This window comes from Nitrososphaerales archaeon (assembly GCA_032906765.1).
Lineage (GTDB): Archaea > Thermoproteota > Nitrososphaeria > Nitrososphaerales > Gagatemarchaeaceae > DASPPF01.
In genome coordinates, this window is record JAJTZB010000003.1 from 34,462 (window position 1) to 51,677 (window position 17,216).

17 protein-coding genes and 2 tRNA genes are annotated in these 17,216 nt (G+C 56.1%); 11 read left to right on the forward strand and 8 right to left on the reverse strand.

Annotation, left to right across the window (positions count from 1 at the left end; all coding sequences use genetic code 11):
• Positions 1 to 5: 5 nt before the first annotated feature.
• Complete coding sequence (purM, locus tag LYZ69_03860; protein ID MDV3277587.1) at positions 6 to 1,049, forward strand: phosphoribosylformylglycinamidine cyclo-ligase; 1,044 nt, start codon at positions 6 to 8, stop codon at positions 1,047 to 1,049.
• Positions 1,050 to 1,062: 13 nt separating this feature from the next.
• Here the strand turns inward: purM and purB are convergent, their stop codons facing one another.
• The 3 genes from purB to LYZ69_03875 form a co-directional block, all read right to left on the reverse strand.
• Positions 1,063 to 2,538, reverse strand: a complete 1,476-nt coding sequence (gene purB, locus LYZ69_03865) for an adenylosuccinate lyase (GenBank protein MDV3277588.1) — start codon at positions 2,536 to 2,538, stop codon at positions 1,063 to 1,065.
• A complete protein-coding gene (locus LYZ69_03870; GenBank protein MDV3277589.1) occupies positions 2,538 to 3,908 on the reverse strand; it encodes a hypothetical protein in 1,371 nt (456 codons plus the stop codon). The genes purB and LYZ69_03870 overlap by 1 nt, the downstream gene beginning before the upstream one ends.
• 169 nt (positions 3,909 to 4,077) lie before the next feature.
• A tRNA-Ala gene (locus LYZ69_03875) sits at positions 4,078 to 4,170 on the reverse strand.
• A gap of 86 nt (positions 4,171 to 4,256) precedes the next feature.
• On the opposite strand from LYZ69_03875, the gene LYZ69_03880 reads away from it, so the two are divergent.
• The 10 genes from LYZ69_03880 (at position 4,257) to LYZ69_03925 (ending at position 11,031) form a co-directional block, all read left to right on the forward strand.
• Positions 4,257 to 4,331, forward strand: a tRNA-Ile gene (locus LYZ69_03880).
• A gap of 52 nt (positions 4,332 to 4,383) precedes the next feature.
• Complete coding sequence (locus tag LYZ69_03885) at positions 4,384 to 5,676, forward strand: hypothetical protein (protein ID MDV3277590.1); 1,293 nt, start codon at positions 4,384 to 4,386, stop codon at positions 5,674 to 5,676.
• Positions 5,677 to 6,138, forward strand: a complete 462-nt coding sequence (locus LYZ69_03890) for a DnaJ domain-containing protein (GenBank protein ID MDV3277591.1) — start codon at positions 5,677 to 5,679, stop codon at positions 6,136 to 6,138.
• Between the two features lie 73 nt (positions 6,139 to 6,211).
• Positions 6,212 to 6,763 carry a hypothetical protein gene (locus LYZ69_03895; GenBank protein ID MDV3277592.1) on the forward strand — a complete coding sequence of 184 codons (552 nt, stop codon included), beginning with the start codon at positions 6,212 to 6,214 and terminating at the stop codon, positions 6,761 to 6,763.
• A gap of 109 nt (positions 6,764 to 6,872) precedes the next feature.
• Positions 6,873 to 7,043 (forward strand): hypothetical protein, encoded by a 171-nt coding sequence (locus LYZ69_03900; protein MDV3277593.1) that lies wholly within the window; start codon positions 6,873 to 6,875, stop codon positions 7,041 to 7,043.
• Positions 7,040 to 7,327 carry a hypothetical protein gene (locus tag LYZ69_03905; GenBank protein MDV3277594.1) on the forward strand — a complete coding sequence of 96 codons (288 nt, stop codon included), beginning with the start codon at positions 7,040 to 7,042 and terminating at the stop codon, positions 7,325 to 7,327. The genes LYZ69_03900 and LYZ69_03905 overlap by 4 nt, the downstream gene beginning before the upstream one ends.
• Before the next feature lie 3 nt (positions 7,328 to 7,330).
• Complete coding sequence (locus tag LYZ69_03910; GenBank protein MDV3277595.1) at positions 7,331 to 8,476, forward strand: hypothetical protein; 1,146 nt, start codon at positions 7,331 to 7,333, stop codon at positions 8,474 to 8,476.
• Complete coding sequence (locus LYZ69_03915) at positions 8,469 to 8,936, forward strand: hypothetical protein (GenBank protein ID MDV3277596.1); 468 nt, start codon at positions 8,469 to 8,471, stop codon at positions 8,934 to 8,936. The genes LYZ69_03910 and LYZ69_03915 overlap by 8 nt, the downstream gene beginning before the upstream one ends.
• A complete protein-coding gene (locus tag LYZ69_03920) occupies positions 8,930 to 9,298 on the forward strand; it encodes a hypothetical protein (protein MDV3277597.1) in 369 nt (122 codons plus the stop codon). The genes LYZ69_03915 and LYZ69_03920 overlap by 7 nt, the downstream gene beginning before the upstream one ends.
• A 674-nt stretch (positions 9,299 to 9,972) precedes the next feature.
• The gene (locus LYZ69_03925; GenBank protein ID MDV3277598.1) at positions 9,973 to 11,031 is read left to right on the forward strand and encodes a MarR family transcriptional regulator; all 1,059 of its coding nucleotides are present in this window, start codon (positions 9,973 to 9,975) and stop codon (positions 11,029 to 11,031) included.
• Between the two features lie 229 nt (positions 11,032 to 11,260).
• On the opposite strand, the gene LYZ69_03930 is transcribed toward LYZ69_03925, so the two are convergent.
• The 5 genes from LYZ69_03930 to LYZ69_03950 all read right to left on the reverse strand — a co-directional run bounded on the left by LYZ69_03930 (position 11,261) and on the right by LYZ69_03950 (position 17,201).
• On the reverse strand, positions 11,261 to 12,958 hold the full coding sequence (locus LYZ69_03930) for a glycosyltransferase family 39 protein (protein MDV3277599.1): 1,698 nt from the start codon (positions 12,956 to 12,958) through the stop codon (positions 11,261 to 11,263).
• The gene (locus LYZ69_03935; protein ID MDV3277600.1) at positions 12,909 to 14,309 is read right to left on the reverse strand and encodes a glycosyltransferase; all 1,401 of its coding nucleotides are present in this window, start codon (positions 14,307 to 14,309) and stop codon (positions 12,909 to 12,911) included. The genes LYZ69_03930 and LYZ69_03935 overlap by 50 nt, the downstream gene beginning before the upstream one ends.
• Complete coding sequence (locus LYZ69_03940) at positions 14,306 to 15,352, reverse strand: hypothetical protein (protein MDV3277601.1); 1,047 nt, start codon at positions 15,350 to 15,352, stop codon at positions 14,306 to 14,308. The genes LYZ69_03935 and LYZ69_03940 overlap by 4 nt, the downstream gene beginning before the upstream one ends.
• Before the next feature lie 97 nt (positions 15,353 to 15,449).
• Positions 15,450 to 16,205: an ACT domain-containing protein gene (locus LYZ69_03945; protein MDV3277602.1), complete on the reverse strand. Its 756-nt coding sequence runs from the start codon at positions 16,203 to 16,205 to the stop codon at positions 15,450 to 15,452.
• 813 nt (positions 16,206 to 17,018) lie between these two features.
• Positions 17,019 to 17,201: a hypothetical protein gene (locus LYZ69_03950; GenBank protein ID MDV3277603.1), complete on the reverse strand. Its 183-nt coding sequence runs from the start codon at positions 17,199 to 17,201 to the stop codon at positions 17,019 to 17,021.
• Positions 17,202 to 17,216: the final 15 nt, after the last annotated feature.

A 17,216-nucleotide genomic window follows, 5' to 3' on the forward strand; every position in this document is an offset into this window, starting at 1 on the left:
CTGCCTTGGCACGCTCATCCTATTCAAGGGCCGGTGCGAACCGCCGAAAGGTGAGAGAGATCCACTCCTCGCTCGCCCGGCAGCTCGGCCGAACCTTCGCCTTTCGTGCCGGGAAGACGGGTGCTCCGCTGATGGCCATCGGACACTACGCAGGCCTGATAGACCTCGGCGGCGACTCTGCGCTCGCGCTCCACACCGACGGCGTCGGGTCCAAAGTCCTGGTCGCACAAAGGATGGGACGGTTCGACACCGTCGGAATCGACTGCGTAGCGATGAGTGTCAACGACCTGGTCTGCCTCGGGTCCGAGCCGGTGGCTCTGCTGGACTACGTAGCGCTCGAGAAGGAGAACGACAGACTGGTGTCCGAACTCGCGAAGGGGCTCGCGGAGGGGGCGAGGCTCTCGGCCACGGCCATTGTGGGGGGCGAGACGGCCATCCTGGGAGACATGGTCAAGGGCCTGCGTGGGAACGGCTTCGACCTCGTCTCAATGGGAGTTGGCCTTGTGAAGAAGAGCGCGGTCATCGACGGGTCGCGCATTAGGGAAGGTGACGCCGTCATCGGTGTCGAGAGTTCGGGCCTCCACTCAAACGGCTACACGCTGGCAAGGAGGATACTCGGTCGCCTGCCCTTGAATAGTCGACTGGAAGGGCTGGGGACCACCCTCGGGGACGCCCTTCTTGCCCCCACTCGAATCTATGTCGGGCCTACTCTTGCCGCAATGAGGTCGGCCCAAGTTCACGGGATAGCCCACATAACCGGAGGTGCCTTCACGAAGCTCACCAGGCTCGTGGGCGGTCGCGGCCTGAAGTTCGACATTCGGCTGCCTGCGCCCCAGCCAATCTTCAAACTGCTGCAAGGGAGAGGAGGGGTCACAGACCGCGAAATGTACAGTACGTTCAACATGGGGATAGGCCTGTGCTTAGTTCTCCCTTCGAGCGAGATTGGAAAGGTCGCCCGCCCCTTCAGGAGGGAGGGGTTCCCAGTCCACCACCTCGGACAAGTGAGAAGGGGGAAAGGGGTAGTTGTCAACGGCGTCAGGCTTCTCTAATCCGCTTGTTGGCCTAGAATCCTGACTTCGTCGCAGGCCGCCTTCTGCGGGACTCGGAGAGGAGCGGGTCGACCGTGCCCTTCACGAATGCATCGCATTTCTCCTTAGCGTTGCCTATGTGCTGGGTCGGCTCCATCAACCTCTTCAGCTCTTTTCGCGTCAACTTCGAAGATACTCCTCTGTCGCCTGCCAAGCTCCGTTCGATAGGATTCGGTTTCCCCTTCATCACCTCTTCCCACGCCGCCGACGACCTGACCCTGATCATTTCGTGAATCTTCTGTCTGTCGCCTCCAGCCCCTGCCAGCTTCATCATCACCGCCTCGGTCCCAGCGAAAGGCCCGAACCTCTCCAGGTTCTTCCTAACCATCACGGGATACACTCTCAACCCGCTGACGAGCCGTTCGTAGAGGATCAGACATTCCTCCACCGCGAGGAACGCCTCTGGCACGGCGACCCGCCTCGCAGCAGAATCGTCCAGCGTCCGTTCGAGGATGCTGTTTGCCGCGTTCGAGAACGCGACCGCGGGCATGGCGGAGACGAGCCTGGACAGCGAGCACATCCTCTCAGCTGTGACGGGATTGCGCTTGAACGGCATCGCGCTGGACCCGACCTGCAGGTTCTCTATCGGCTCCGACCATTCTCCGAAGGCTGGCGATTGCATCACCCTGAGGTCGAGCCCGAACTTATGACAGCTCTGAGCTATCGAGGCAAGGCAGACCAGCACAGCGTAGTCTACCTTCCTTGGATAGGTCTGGCCCGAGACCTCGAACGACTCGAGCCCCAGCCGTCCCATCACTGACTTCTCAAGTCTCCTGACCCTAGAGTCGTTCCCCAGGAGAGCCTTGAAGCTAGCAGCGGTTCCGACTGCACCCTTTACCCCCTTCCCGAGTAGGAATATCTTCCTCACGGCCTCCACGAACCTGATGTCCAGAACCAGGTCCTGGGCGTAGTTCGCGAACCTGTAACCCAGCGTCGTCGGCTCGGCCGGCTGCAGGTGAGTCCACGCCATGCAGACGGTGTCCCTATGCTTCACAATCTTCTCGCGGAGCGCAGTGAGACAGCCGAGGAGGCGCGAGGTCAGGATGTCCATCGCCTGCCTGTATAGGAGGATGTCCGCGTTGTCTTCGATGTCCATCGAAGTCGCGCCCAGGTGGAGCTTCCCCCCGCCGACTTTCGCCTGGTCCGCGAAGGTCCTGAGCTCAGCCATCAGGTCGTGCCTAATCTTCTTCTCCAGCGCGTGGGCCTTGCGGATGTCGACGTGCTCCCTGCCTGACTTCGAGCGAATGTCTCTGACCTCCTCCTCAGTAAGGAGTCCCAGTCCCTGCTGCGCCTCTGCCAGTGCCAGCCAGACCTTCCTCCAGGTCGCACGCTTCTCCTCCTCGGAGAAGAGCTTCCTCATTTCTTCGCTGCCGTAGCGCCAGGTGAAGGGCGAGAGGTACGTGTCGTATCCGAACCGCCCCTCTCCATTCTTCGGACGCGTTGGCTTCATCACGATTTCTCCGGGATGGCGAAGTTCACAGTCCCTGCGATCTGCTTCTGTTTCACGTCCCTCCACCCCACACTTCCGTTCAGGTGTCGAAGGTTCTCGTCGCTGTTCAGTGCCTGGTCAATCATGTAAGTTGACCCCGTGTAGAGGATCTTCTCTCCTGAGGCTCTGAGGTTCTTCGCCACAGAAAGTGTCGTCGCCGGGTTGGGAGCAGGATGGATTGGAACCTCTGGATACGCATCTCTTAGGCGCGAATACACTTTCTCCGGGTCCTGCCCCTTGAACCCCGCGGCCGTGACGATTATCGCCTTCGCATGCCGGACAAGTGGGGCAATGACTGCGACAGGGTCCCTCGTCCCTGTAATGCCTACGACGAGAACCATCCTGGCATTCGGAAACCTGACCTTCAAATCGTCCGAGAGCGCCCTCGTCTTGCTCGGGTTGTGGGCTACGTCGGCGAAGACGTCCTTCTCGACCTTCCAGAACCTTCCCACGTAACGAGCCGCGAGGAAACTCCGGGCCAACCTGTCCAACCTGGCCGAGGGGACCAGGTACTTGATTACCTTCGCTGCGAGGGCGGCGTTCACGAGCTGATACTGCGACCCTAGTAGCAGGTCAGATTCGCCTTGCACAGGAAGGCGTCCCACGTCTTTCCTTATGGCCTCCACCTCCCTTGCGGCAAGAGAGTAGAAGGGCGCGCCCACGTCTTTGCAGATGCCGCTCATGACTGCGGTCGACCTTGCATCCCTGTCACCTGAGAACATGGCCACGCCAGGTCTGCAGATTCCAGCCTTCTCCAGGGCCCTCTGCCAGTGCTCCTCCCCCAGGACGTTTTCGTGGTCCTGGCCCACGTTGGTGACGACTGTCGCTTCCACATCGAGCGCAGTCACGGGGTCGTATCTCCCGCCCAAACCGGTCTCGACCACCCCCCAGTCGAGTTTGTGCTTCTCGAAGACCTTCAGCGCTAAGAGGAGGCTGACCTCGAAGTAGTCGAGGAGCCACGCCTCTCCCCGCTTCGCGCTCTCTATGCAATACGGCCTGACCTCCTCGTCCCAGGTCCTGACTATCTCATCGTGCCCGACCAGCTTGTTTCCCAGGACGAACCTCTCCGCGTAGTCGAACACGTGCGGCTTCACATAGCATCCTGCCTTTCCATAGGCGGAGAGCCCTGATTGCAGGAACTGGCAGGTCGAGCCCTTCCCACTCGTCCCGGCCACCTGGATGAGCTTCACTGGATACCCATCCGGCTCGGGCCAGAAGTGCCTGATCGCCTCTCTGACTAACTCGAACTTCGCCAGCTGCTTCGCTGCCCACTTGGCGTGGTAGATTTCGTCCACTGCGACGTAGTAGGACCACCGCGAGGAACCCTTCACCTTGGAACCGGCACTCCGTCGTACTCTGCTAATTGCCGTTCAACTCCTGGCTCTTACGCGGCTGGCAAGATGAGACATAAAGCCATTCGCCGTTCAGTTTCGCCCGCGATTTGGTTCCGCGCCCTTCTTTGCCGAACATCGTGGGGAAATGCATCGCGAACGCTGGGAGTGGACCGGGGGGGGAATTGAACCCCCGACCTTGGGACCTCTTGAGGTTCTCCCGCGTGCAAGGCGGGCGTTCGTACCGCTGAACTACCGGCCCACAATCGAGGCCAGCACTGCCTTCCTTCTTATCCTCTTCTCAGTTGGAAAGGAATTATAGCTGATTCTGGGGCGCCAGCAGACGATGGGCCGGTAGCTCAGCTTGGCTAGAGCACCCGACTGATAATCGGGAGGCCAAGGGTTCGAATCCCTCCGGGCCCGCTTAATATTATCAGCGAATCCCTTATATGAATGCCCTTCCTTTGGCTGGTCCATGCCAAACACGGCGAAGTATCGCGACCTGCTGGACGGCGACGAGGACGTGAAGAGATGGCACGACAATCTGGCTGCCAACTCTCCCATCACGGCGGAGGTCTACCTCAGGACGCTCGGCCTCTACTGCGGCCTGGCACACACCGCACCGAAGCAGATTCTCAAAGACGCTCCAAAGAAGAAGTTCAGGGACGACTTCACCGACTTCGTGAGGGAGATGGAGAGGAAGGGGAAGGCAGGCTCCTACATAATCAGGTTCAAGAAGGTGATCCTCTCGTGGCTGTCATACAACAACCTCGACGTGAAGCTGAAGGTGAACATCAAGGGCAAGTCGGAGACCCCGACCATAGCGAACGAGAGGGTGCCGAGCAAGGAGGAGCTGGCGAAGATCCTGAGGATGGGGTCGCGCAGGTGCAGGGTGTCCGTCGCTCTGATGGCCCTGAGCGGATTGAGACCGGAGAGCCTGGGCAACTTCACCGGCACGGATGGAATGAGGCTGGGTGATTTCAAGGAGGCGAAGATCATCTCTGACGGAATCGCCTTCGTCAAAGTCCCCTCGATGCTGACCGTCAGGAACCCGTTGAGCAAGGCGAGGCACCAGTATTTTACATTCGTCGGAAACGAAACCATCACGTACATTCAGGAGTACCTTCACGAGAGGACGAAGCAGGGAGAGAAACTGATGGCGGACAGCCCCTTGCTGGCCTTCGACCCGAGAGGAGTCAAGAAGAACGCGTTCCTGAGGACGTCGCTGGTGACCAGAGACATCAAGGAGGCAATCGTCAAGAGTGGCTTCTCGTGGCGCCCTTATGTGCTGAGAGCATACTGCGATACGGGCATGATCATAGCAGAGTCAAAAGGACTGATCTCTCACCCGTATCTCCAGTTCCTGATGGGGCACAAGGGAGACATAGAGGCCAGGTATTCGACCAACAAAGGCAGATTGTCGCCAACCATGATAGAGGAGATGAGGGAGGCATACAAGAAGTGCGAGCCCGTACTCTCCACCAGAGCGGAGTCGGCGACCGAGGAGCAGGTCAAACGGGCGTTCAAGGAGCAGTTCCTCCTCATGTCAGGGTACAGCAAGGAGGACATGGAGAAGATGGATTTGGACGACCTGTCGAACGAGGAGCTTCAGAACATCGTGAGGCAGAAGCTTCTAGGCATGATGACGAACAACGGGTCAAGGCAGAAGGTGATTCCGTTAGGAGAGGTCAAGTCGTACATCGGCCAGGGGTACGAGTATGTCGCGCCGCTTCCTGACGGCGAGGCGATAGTCAGGGTGCCTTTCTAAATGAGCGACTTCTACGCTGTGCTCGGAGTTACAAAGGCTGCGTCCGGCGATGCGGTCAAGGAATCTTACAGGAAGCTGGCCCTCAGATACCATCCGGACAGAAACAGGTCACCCGAGGCAGAGGAGAGGTTCAAGGAGGTCTCCGAAGCTCATGCTGTCCTGTCGGACGATGAGAAGAGAGCCCTGTACGATGCATTGGGTCCAAAGAGGTACAACGACCCGCGGGAGGTCTACCGCTACCATCTGGAGCGCGAGGCCACCATGCGCGAAATGAGGAGCGATTACGAGGCGTACAAGTCAGCCCGACGCGACGACATCGCCAAGACGACAGGCACCCTCCTCTTCTTCCTCTTCTTGCTGAACCTCGTTCCTTCCTGGGTGCTGGGCCCCTGGTACTTCATATTCAACGGCTTTCTCCTCCTCTCCCTTGGCATCTCGGTCTACGAATGGTTCGAAGTCTGATTTGGCAGGAAGTCGCTTGGCATGACCTTCGAATCTCTGAAGAAGCGGTTTCGCGTGGCGATGGTGATGGGCGATGTTTGAATTCCTCAGGAGGTACTTCGGTACCGAGAACATTTCAGAGTGGGAGTTCAGCGACATAAAGGTGCTACTCTACCTCGGGACCCACAGGAAGGAAGACAGGCTGCCGTCTGCGGAGAAGCTCGGAAAGGAGCTCGGAATAGCCGAGGGGGTGGTTCCAGCGGCGTTTAGCAGGCTGAGGAGGCGCGGCTGCCTCTTTCCGCCACCGGAAGCGGGAACGATACGAGACCCGAGAGAAGTCGAAGTCACCTGGAGGGGAAGGAGGGCGCTCAGACCGTTCCTGAACGCGTTCGGCTATGGCGACGTTGTGATACTGACTCTCTTCGCCTTTGGCCTGGGGGGAGTGGTCGGATTACTCTATTCAGCTTACCAGCTCTACCCGTCATACTTTGTGACCGTGCTCTTGGTCGCGGCAATCATCACTGCCGTATTACTAGGATTCGCCGCACATACCGCAAGGATGGCTATGAAGAGTCGAAGAGATGAGCTCGACGTCATGCTGAGAAAGCCTGCCGCTGCGGTCGAAGAACGCCCGCCTCCTGAATGAAACGAGCCACAGCCTCAACGGTTGAGGCTTGAGCTTCAGACACTGAGCCCCGAACCTCGGCGCTTACTCCTATCTCCCATCCGTCCCCATACTACAGCGGCGATGGAAGATGCAGAAATTCGTTGACGCCAAGCCTTTGAAGAGGCTCGCTTCAGAGCTTCTCGGCAGCAACTCGATGCTGAGGCGCGTCCTACTCAGCGAAAATGATGTGATGCCCGCGACAGAGTTCGTGGCGGCGCTTCGAATCTATCTGTTCCTGCTGAGGGAGGAGTTCAAATGAACGTATCTACTTTCACGAAGTGGCAGAGGTACAAGCTCATCGCCATTCTGGCCTCTTTCACATTCCTCCTTCTCTATACTCGACGCTTCCCACTCGACCTGTTCGCAGTGTTCCCCGCGATTGGTGCCGCTATCCTGATCATGAGGACAAGGATACTGAGACACTTCGCCAAGACACCGATAAGGCAGGTCGCTTACGTCTCCCTGATAGAGCCCGTCTATCACTACTACACCGTCAATGTCGGCGAGGACGAGAACGGTCGTCCGATAATTGGAGGAGCATAATTGATGCCGGTGGACTTTTCCTCCGAGCTTTCGCTTGGAATCGTGACCCTTCTGTCGATAGCTATAGAGCGGACGAGCCGCATCTGGTTATCCTCGCTCGGGAATGCAAGGACCGAAGCAGTCGTGGCCTCCATAGCCAAGTGGTTCCCGCCTATCCTGACTTTCGCTTTTCTGACCTCATTCATGTCCAGTGCTTTCGCGATAGATGCTGTTCCCTGGTTGCTGATAGTCCCGCTCGCAGCTGCGCTGGTCCTCATCTACGTCGAAACTAGGAGCGATGGTAGACCGGCACCCGCAAGTCGGAATTTCAATGCCCCCGAAGGCGTGGTCAATGATCACGGGAAGCCAGATCCCGGACGAAACGACTCCGAGCCAGTCAATACGCTCGACGGCAGGGCACAGACCCCAAGAGGTGAACTCAGCACGTCTGCGCAACCTGTGAAGGACATGGCAACAGGAACTTCAAAGAGCGCCGACGCCCACCCACAGCAGGCAGCAGATTTCACGCCGAGAACTGCCAAACCAGACCCTTCACACGGAGCTCGAGACCAATTGGTCAACTCAGCTACGCACGAACAGTCTGCCACATCTCCCTCCCCCGGTCAGGCAGACGCTCCATCACGCGATGTCGTCTACGGCCTCACAGAGAATGCAAAGAGACTGCTGGAGTTCAAACCACCTAGCGGCAGGAGGGGCGGTGGGCCTCTGCACGTCAAGATGATGAAGGTGATGTACTACTTCTACTTGGAGAAGGGCTGGTATGTCAACGTCGACGAAGGGGACGAGAAGGAGCAGAGGCCTGACTTCGAGGTCTGGGAGCCACTTGTCCACCTGAAGAGGCTTGAGGACGGAACCGTCAGGGAGGAATGGGATACTAAGGAGTGGGACCCGAAGCCCTTCCACGTCGAGTTCGAGACGACTCCCCGCAAGTCCAAGTCCTCCGTCATCGAGAACTACGAGAAGGCGTGGAGGCTCCAGAGGTACGTAGTCTTCGTAGTGCCGAGCAAACAGGATGCCAACGACCTGAGGAAGATACTCGAGGAGATCGGGGCGTCCAAGGACACGTACGAGGTGGACGACATCTCGGACCTGCTCAGCGAGTACTCAGAACAAAGGGCGGGAGTGATAGGATATAATCAGCTTGGCTGAGTTCCACAATCAGAACGTCGAACTCTGTGAGGAGCTCCTGCGTGACGATTGCGCCTCCCCTCAGGTGACGATTATCACGAATGAGAATCAATCCGTGATCTTTCTGTGGGAGTACTTCAAGGAGCAGGTGAAGCGCCCCCTCCTCCTGCTCGACTACGCCATCTCGAACGTGGAGAATTGGGAGCTTGCAGGCTTCATATGCGTTTTTGCCATCGGGCGAATGCTGAAGGACTACAGGCCAGGTGCCATCCAAGGGTTGCCGGACAAGCGCAGGGAGATGTGGGTCCTAACGGTCTCTAAAGAGGGCAAGGAGTTGTGCACACTGAAACGAATCATTGGGGAAGGGAAGGAGATGGTCCTAGAAGAGGTGAAAGCTGGGGACGACCCGTTCCTTGCGGATGCTCGCCCCTCCCCCAAGACGCCAATGACAAGAGCAAGTAGGTGGGTGGCAGGATGGTAAGACTGACCTTCAGGGAATGGTCCCTCAGGTCAGCGATAAGGGCGTGCGTTTACGTAGGGCCAAGGTCAATACCATTGGTGAGAAAGCTCCTTCTCTTGCACAACAGAGTATCGAAGAAGCAGCAGAGGACGGGAAGGGCGTACGTCCCATTAAGAACCTACGTAATGAGCCTCGACGACCTGAGGATCCTGAAGGAAGGACTAGACTCAATTCCAGACGAGGAGAGGCTACCATCGGACAGGAGGCTGCTCTACAACGTCGGTTTGAGGTTGAGCGCCATCGAGGCGGGAGAAGACTTGCGGATTGCGGTCCTGAGAGACAGGAGAAAGAGAGGATTGAGGAGGCAGACATACCGTCGGTAGACCGGCAATTCAACTACGACACCTATGTGATTCGAACTCCAGGTCGAACTGCAATTGACAGGCTGGCCGGAGCAATCGCGTAACGGCAGGTTGGGCTGTTGTTGTTTGGCTTCAAGTCGAAGAAGGGAATTTGAGACAAACGAACATCACCCGACGGCAGGATAGGGTGGCTACATGCCTGAATGTGGTTGCAGTTGTCAATGTTGGGCGCAGACAGGAGATATACTATCCGCAAGACATTGGAGCGCCGCAGAACGGCCTGTGGCTCGGCTCGCGCATCTGGTCCACCCTCACCTGTCGTGCTGTCAGTCAATTTGAATGGATAGTTGCCAGAGGCAACGAAGGCAAGGCCCCAGCTGTAGTTTGGGCTTCATGTTAACTATCGCATCTTCCTTATATGTCATTAACATGGTGTCACGTTAATCATCACCATGGACACGCAAACAGCCGCCCAGCAGCAGCTCACAAGGTGGCTTCTCAGCTATGAAGATGAGTTCTTCTCTCTTCTCTATTACGATGTGGATGGATTTGCCGAGAAGGCAGCTCCCAGAGTCTTTCAACACGGGCGAAGCATCTCTCTTTACGGCGTCAGGGGGATAGGCAAGACGACGGTGGCCCAAGGGATACTCGCGGCAGGGTTGCGCCTGTCAGGCAATTCCAGCTACCTGCCAGTCATGGTCTCCGTCAAGGGTTCCAGAAGCGTCAGCTCCCTTCAGGAGCTTGAGGAGAGGTTCTACCAGTCAACACTCCAAGCTCTCCTCAGTGTCGCTACGCTGAGAGAAAGGTTTGAGCGGATGAAGAAGACGGCGAGGACCTACGTGCCTTGGGTGGCCGAGAAAGCAGTTGACGCCGCAGGCCTGGTCTTCCCTCCCGCCTTTCTCGCCTCGGATGCTGTCAAGGAAGGAATCGAAAAGCTCCTCGACAGAGCAGGTTTGAGGCAGCCTGAAAAGCTAGTTCTCACGAAAGAGGTCGATAGGAGGCTCTCGATCGACCTCCTGCTCAACGGGCTGTCTGAGAAGGGCGTGGAGCCTGTATTCACGATAGACGAGCTAGACAAGGTTCCGAGGGATGACTTGCTATCCGAGTTCTTCGACGGCAACCAGGAGTGGTTCCAGGGCAAGAGGAGTATGATCTCACTTTCACACTCATTCGGTGAAGCGATTAAGGATTCGCTCGTAACCTCGGTGGCGAGGTTCTCTTCGGTTGAACATTACAAAGGCATCACGTCTCTCAACGAGTTGAAGGAGATATTGCGTCCCAGGCTGGTGCTCGGGCTGTCACAGGTTGCAAAGGATGAGTCAGAAGCAGAGACCATTGCTTCTGAACTCTTCTCCGAGGAAGCGCTGAAGACGATTCTGGATCTCTACGTGCCCAACACCCACCTAATGCTCGAATCCGCGTATGCAGGGCTGGAAAGAGCCAAGAAAGAGCGTGCAGAGAAAGTACTCCCGAGGCACATAGAGCCAGAAACGACCGAAGAGAGACATCGAGTTCCAACCGGCCTGGAAAGATTGATTCTGGATGAACTCAGTCGGGAAGGTAGACTTACCCCATCTGATCTATCCGAGAGGCTTGACAAGAAAGCGCCCTCGATAGTTAGGGCACTTTCCTCGATGCTCAACAGAGGTTGGGTGGGAAGGGTCGGTGAGAGAAAAAGGGCGTATTACCACATCACCCAGAAGGGCGAGGCCGCGAGAAGATCGTTAACTCGGGAGAGAGTTAATTATATATAAGCTGAGAAGAACGCTTAACCTTGGGGCGTAGGTAGCACTCTACTCCTTACTGCGTTCCTTCAGACAACGGCGGGCTGCGGTAATCTCCCTCCTTCCAGAGCGTGTAGTAATTTCTCGCACGTTGCTGTTCTTCAGACTGACCTCAAGGGCCGTATCTCACGCGGCGCCGAGCCTAGGTACCTTGAGAGATGGAAAGCGCATCCAGCGACATAAGGAGCATTCTCTTTCATCATGGCAAAGTGGTGTTCAATGAAATACTGTAATCGGGCTCTGTCCTATTCTGGAACAAATAGTACGCAGAGTTTTGATAAATCAATTGATAGTGCTCCGAGAGAATGGTAGAATTAGCCTGCCAGTAATTATAGAGCGCCTCGATTTCCCAGTTCGGTTGGCGAGCCCAAACAAGATATGTTCCGTAAACCCACGGAGACCTTTGCGACGTATTCCAGTACTGGCCAGAACCCAACACTATGAAGGATTTCAAGTCCAGGTTGCTGAGCAACATTATTTCCGAGGCGGACCCAGAAAGGGTATAGAGTACGATGTGGCCGCCATGCACTGTGCTCCCCAGCTCGTTAGCAAGCTGAAGATCAGCTTGATTAACCGAACTGCCGCCGAGGGGATCATTCATCGCAGTGGTCTTGCCAAAGACCAGAGGCTGCTGGACGAATGTGTAACCGAATGATGCGACTATCAATGCAGCCACAAAGCCCGATAGGATCTTGAATCCCAATTCTCTTCGTCTCGCGAAGAACATGACCAGAGCGACGGAGCAGAAGACTACGAATGGATACAGAAAAACGAGAAATTCCCCGTTAAAAAATCCTCCTTGATACGGATATATCTCGCCGGAGCCTTCAACCATGGCGGCAAAAGTCGCGAGAACAGGCGCCAGAAGAGCAAACAATGTCAGAACGCTGAACGTCAGCTTTCCTGTTCGCCAGCGCATTATCAGATAGACGGCGAGACCGACGAGAGCTACGGCAAGTGCTTCCATACCATACATCGAGTTCGCCACTTCGCCCATTACGCGCAGAGAGTTCAGCGGCTGCAAGAATAGGTGCGCCCTGAACGGCCTCCCCAAAGCCTGATTCTGTGCCGAATACGGTGAATCCACAAAAGCCAAGGGATCACGGAAAATCGCATAGTTCCAAAGTGCCCACGCTATCGGCCCCAGCGAGCTGTAGGCTACCGCAACGACCAAGAAGGCTCTTGTCCTGGCCTTCCAGCCCTCTTTCCTTACCACCACTAGTACGAGGAAGAGGACGAAAATCAATGCGAAAGGAAGAATCCACCCCTCGTACCGGGTGAGCGTTGCGAGTGAGATTGCGAGCGAGCACTTCAGGATGCTCCTGTACTGCTTCCACGTGTCCGTCGAGTGATACCACATCTGGAGATAATAGACCGCGAGAATGAAGAACATCACGAATGGGGCCTCGGCCATGGGTATGATGCCCATGTAGAGCACGGACGGGTTCAGAAGATAGAGTATCGACGCAAGAACGCCTGCCCTCGTGGAGTTGAACTGGAACTTCGCTATTCTAAAGAGCATGGCGTCGGTAACCGCCATCGAGAATCCGCTCACTATCGTCCCGGCCAGACCAGTGTGGAAGAGGTAGTTGTTCCAGATGAATGGCAGCATCATGATGTGATTCAATGGAAGCCACACAGTCCCGAGCTGGGCATAGCCAGGGGTGATCGAGTCGATCACCTTGCGCGATATGACCAGGTGCGATATCGAATCACCGTAATACAGAAGGGAGTATGGATTTCTCGACAACAAGTAGAGCGCGGACACTAGAGCGATGGCGAAGCTGGCGAGGAAGATGACGAAGTCGGGTTTCCTCGCAAGCCTGGTCGAGAGATGCCTGAACTTGCTAACCGGACTTGGCTCCACCCTCTTCCTCCTCTTCGACGGAGAAGCCATGCGGAGTCTTGTGCCAGACATTCGGTTTCACGATGAGTTCGGCGATCGCGATTATCGAAGCCAGAGCGTGCAGCATCTGGTAGAGAGGCGTGAAGATCGCATACTTCACCTTCCTCAGCGAATTCTCGCTTCCTTCTCTGAAGAGAGCCTCTACCGAGATGGTCGAGGAATACAGGATTCCGAATATGAAGCCGCCTGTCAGTATGTAGAGAGCGTAGGGGTTGTACTCGAACGCCGCCTGAACCCAGCCCGCCACAGGTTGCAGCGGAAGGCCAAACCAGTTGGCCCAGTAAACAACGAAGAACACCCAGCCCACCACGGAGACCGCCGAGATGACGGGGTAGAACAGGAGCAAGAAGCCATAGAACGTGGATTTCAGCCCGACGCTCCTCACCAAGCTTACGGGGTGCCTGAAGTGCTTCACGAGCGTGTAGAGGAAGCCCTTGTTCCACCTGACCCTCTGCCGTATCCAGTAGTAGAGCTTCGGCGGCGCCTCTTCCCAGGTGACCGTGTTGATTGGGACGGTCAGGTAGCCTTTTTTGGCGAGGCGTATTCCCAGATCGGCGTCCTCGGTGACGTTGTAAGCGTCCCACCCCTGAAGTTCCCTCAGAACCTCTGTCCTGAAGAAGTTGCTCGTGCCTCCCAGCGGTATCATTACTTTCATCGCCTTGAATTCGGGGAGCATTGCAAGGAAGTGCTGCGTGTACTCGACGGAGAAGAACTTCGTCAACAGAGACTGGTCCGGGTTGTAGTATGAGAGGCGCGCCTGAACGCACGCGACATCTGGATGTTCAATCATGTACGCAGCAACCTTTCTCAGTTGGTTTGGGTCAGGTCTGTCCTCGGCATCGTAGATTGTTATTATCTCGCCCTTCGCGTTCGCGAGCCCCATGTTCAGGGCGTTTGGCTTCGTCCTCACGCCCCTGTAGACGTAATCTATCTCAACGGTCGGGCCATTCTGGACCTTTATCCTTCTCGGTATCCCGTACTTGTCGTAATCGATACCGCCGACTCTCGCGGCTGGGAGGTCAAGTATTACGTTGATGGTCTCCCTGTCGTCATGCTCGACCAAGAACCGGACGTCCAGCTTTTCCTTCGGGTACTTGCTGCCCAGAATGCTCCCTATCAGGAAGGGCAGTGTCTTCTTCTCCCTGTATAGGGGAAGGAGTATCGATATGACAGGCAATTTCGAGTCGGGTACTGCCTGTGCTTTGACGTCGGAAACCTCCGCAATCTGCGAGTCTTTGCGGAGGACCCTCATTGCGACGTACAGCAAGCCGGCATCGTTGAACGAGAAGAGGCCTGTTGCGAGGGCGACATAGACCAGGATCGCGGCTGCTGGGTCGCTCATTGTGCCGTAGACTGCGCTGTAATCTCCTCAAATGACTTTTCCAGTCTGCGGAACAGCACATCCAACTTCTCGGTCACCTCGTCGTTCGCCGACGCCTCTATCACGTGGACGTTGAACTGTTTGGCCATCCCCTTGGCCTGGCTAGTCAAGCCAGGCATCGCGGTCAGGATCGCCGCATCGGGCTTCGAGTCGTAAGCCTTCGCGAAAATCTTGACGACGGGCGCCTCGCTGACTATGACGTTTGAAAAAGCGGTATCCATCGCTATTGTCTTGTTGCCTTTCTTGAAAATCATCGTGTACTTGTGCTGCACGCCGCTTCGCCCCTGCAAGACTCCAGAGCGTTCTGCCTCCCACCCAAGGGTCCTCAGTTGGTTAATGATGGGCTTCACGAGCACAAGCGAGCTTTCTCTTGCCTGCTCGCCGAGCGTGTATGAGAACACCCTGACGAGCGAGACATCAGCTCCATCGAACGTCCTATTGCAATCCCTGCACTTCAGTGCTATCACCGGATCGCGGGCCCTCTTCTCGCAGCTGTTGCAGTAGAACCAGCTGCCCTTCATCCTGATGTCAGGTCTGTCGGTTCTTGACGTCCTGCCGCATCTCGGACATACAATCGCAGCCCCCTCCCACCTGAAACTGGTCTCGACGTCAACGTAGCCGCAGACGGTGTGCTCGATAACCATGCGTTTTTCAACATTGTTGGACCTGCACGATGGGCACAGGAAATTCAATGCGAGGTTTGGGGAGCCGCATTTCTCACATGCGGGCACATAGGTGCCTTCATGCGTGCTGAGGATTCCCATGGAGGCCAGCTTCTCGAGCAGAAGAGGTATCTCGGCGGGCTGGAGGTCCGTGACCTTCTCGACCTCTGGGTAACTGCAAACGTGTGTTGCGTCGAAGACGGGCTTGAGCTCGCTGACCTCGCCTTCTATCAGAAGGCTGAGGATGTCCTGCACGGCAGGGATGTTGTAGAGGTCAAGCTCCTCTTGGCTTGTTTCAGCAGCTTCTCGTGTTGCTGGTGGGGTTCTTCCTTTCGCGTTCATGTGGAATGCACCAGGATTCTGCCAATGCCGAGCCGGGGACCTGCCTGAAACATCTCAATGGAGACCGGACGTGCCGCCTCGAAGCCTGTACTCGCTCTCAATCTTCCGCCACCAACAGGAAGAGCAACCTGTTCTCGTCGGACCATCTGGGATCTCGGACAGCGTACTTGCGAGAGTTGATCTTCCCAAGCGCCCCCGCGACGACCCCTATCAGGAAGTCGTCGAGGACGGCTCCGTCTTTTCTAGTTACGGCCGGCTTGTCGATGGTAATCTCGATGGCGCCGCCTTCTCCTATTTCCCCGAGCAAGCCAAGGCCCGAAGCGCTGAAGAACGCCCTGAAGTTTTCGACAAAAGTACTCTTATCCATTCCTTGGAATCTCTTTCCTATGTTCTCGACCACAGATCCGCCCGCAGCCGACCCCTCCTGGAAAAGTATGGAGCCTGCGGCCGTTCCGAGCGACGCCTTCAAGGAGTCGATCAGCTTCAACCATTCGTTGGCGCCCACGGCGAATATCCTGTAGTGCCCGCCGCTGGTCAGCGGAAACATCATCGTTTCGAAGAAGATGGAGTTTCTTGATTCGGCTTTGACCTCCGTTACAAACCCCTTCTTTCTCAGTTCGTCGAGCAACTCGTTCACCGTTGTCTTCGAGTCCGCCATCTCCACATACAAGATGATGTACCCTAGACCCCCATCCTTCGAAACTTGGACATGAGCTTGCAGGATATCGACGGACCTCTGCCCGAGAAGGCCGGAGATTTCGCCAAGTACCCCCGGCCTTGATTTCGCAACGACGTATATTTCGTATACATCACGACCTGACGGCGCGGCGATTCCTGCAGACCTCGCAATCATCTATCGATCGAAACCTCAATGGTACGCGTCATGTGTGCAGCATCGAGGAACGAACAAGACTCCCAACAGAAAACCCACCATAAAACCAATAAGCGAACCAGCGACCACGGCAAGCCATATGTCGCCCAAGTCATCCTTTTCCATCTTCTCACCTCATGGCGATCTGGAAAATCTGACGGGTGTGACCTTCACAGGTTCCGTTCACGACTACTCCGGAACACTTTGAAAGCGCTTCGAATTCGCAGTTAGCCGAGCCTGAATCGTCGTTGTCTCGTAATTTGCTGGGCTTCACCGCGTTCGGGGGGGGGGGCGCACATTTATGCTCTCGTGTGAAATCACCCAAAGAGCATCGAGATTTAGCCATGCGTTTTCTAATCGGAGGGAATATCGAGTCACCGGTTTCGGATTCGCTTAATGATTTAAGCAAATCCCTCCGGACCTGAACCCATAACACGTGAAGAGGCCGCGATTCAGCACTAACCCACGCTTCGAAATAGTGGCGTTTATATCGCTTGGCTGGGAATGTCTGTTCATGCCTTCCTCCCGTAGGAAACTGGAGGGAGAGAACCGTACTGCGGATGCAGGTTCCCGGCCGGGGCAAACCTTTCGATTCTCGCCCTTTTCCGTAGGTTCGAATCCCTTCCAGCCCATCCTGATATCCCGATGGGTCCCAAAGTGAAGTTTTCTTATGGCAGTTCGCATCAAAAAAGCGTTCTTCTTTATCTGGGCTTCTTCACAATCTCGTCAGCAATTTGATCCTTCGTCTTCCCTTTGGTGTCTATTCCTAGCTTATCGGCAATTCCAGTAAGCAACTCAGCATCCGTCTTCTGGCCCGGCTGAGATGAAGGACACGCCTTCCCTGTAGGCCTGTTGGAGATCTGCAGACATCTTCCCTAGCGTCCTTGCAAGATTTGGAGCATCCTTCGTGCCACGCGTCAGGACGTAGACGCCTACTACGCCCAACGCAGCTATTCCCAGCAGCTCATCTAGACCCAACTTTGCTCGAGTGTT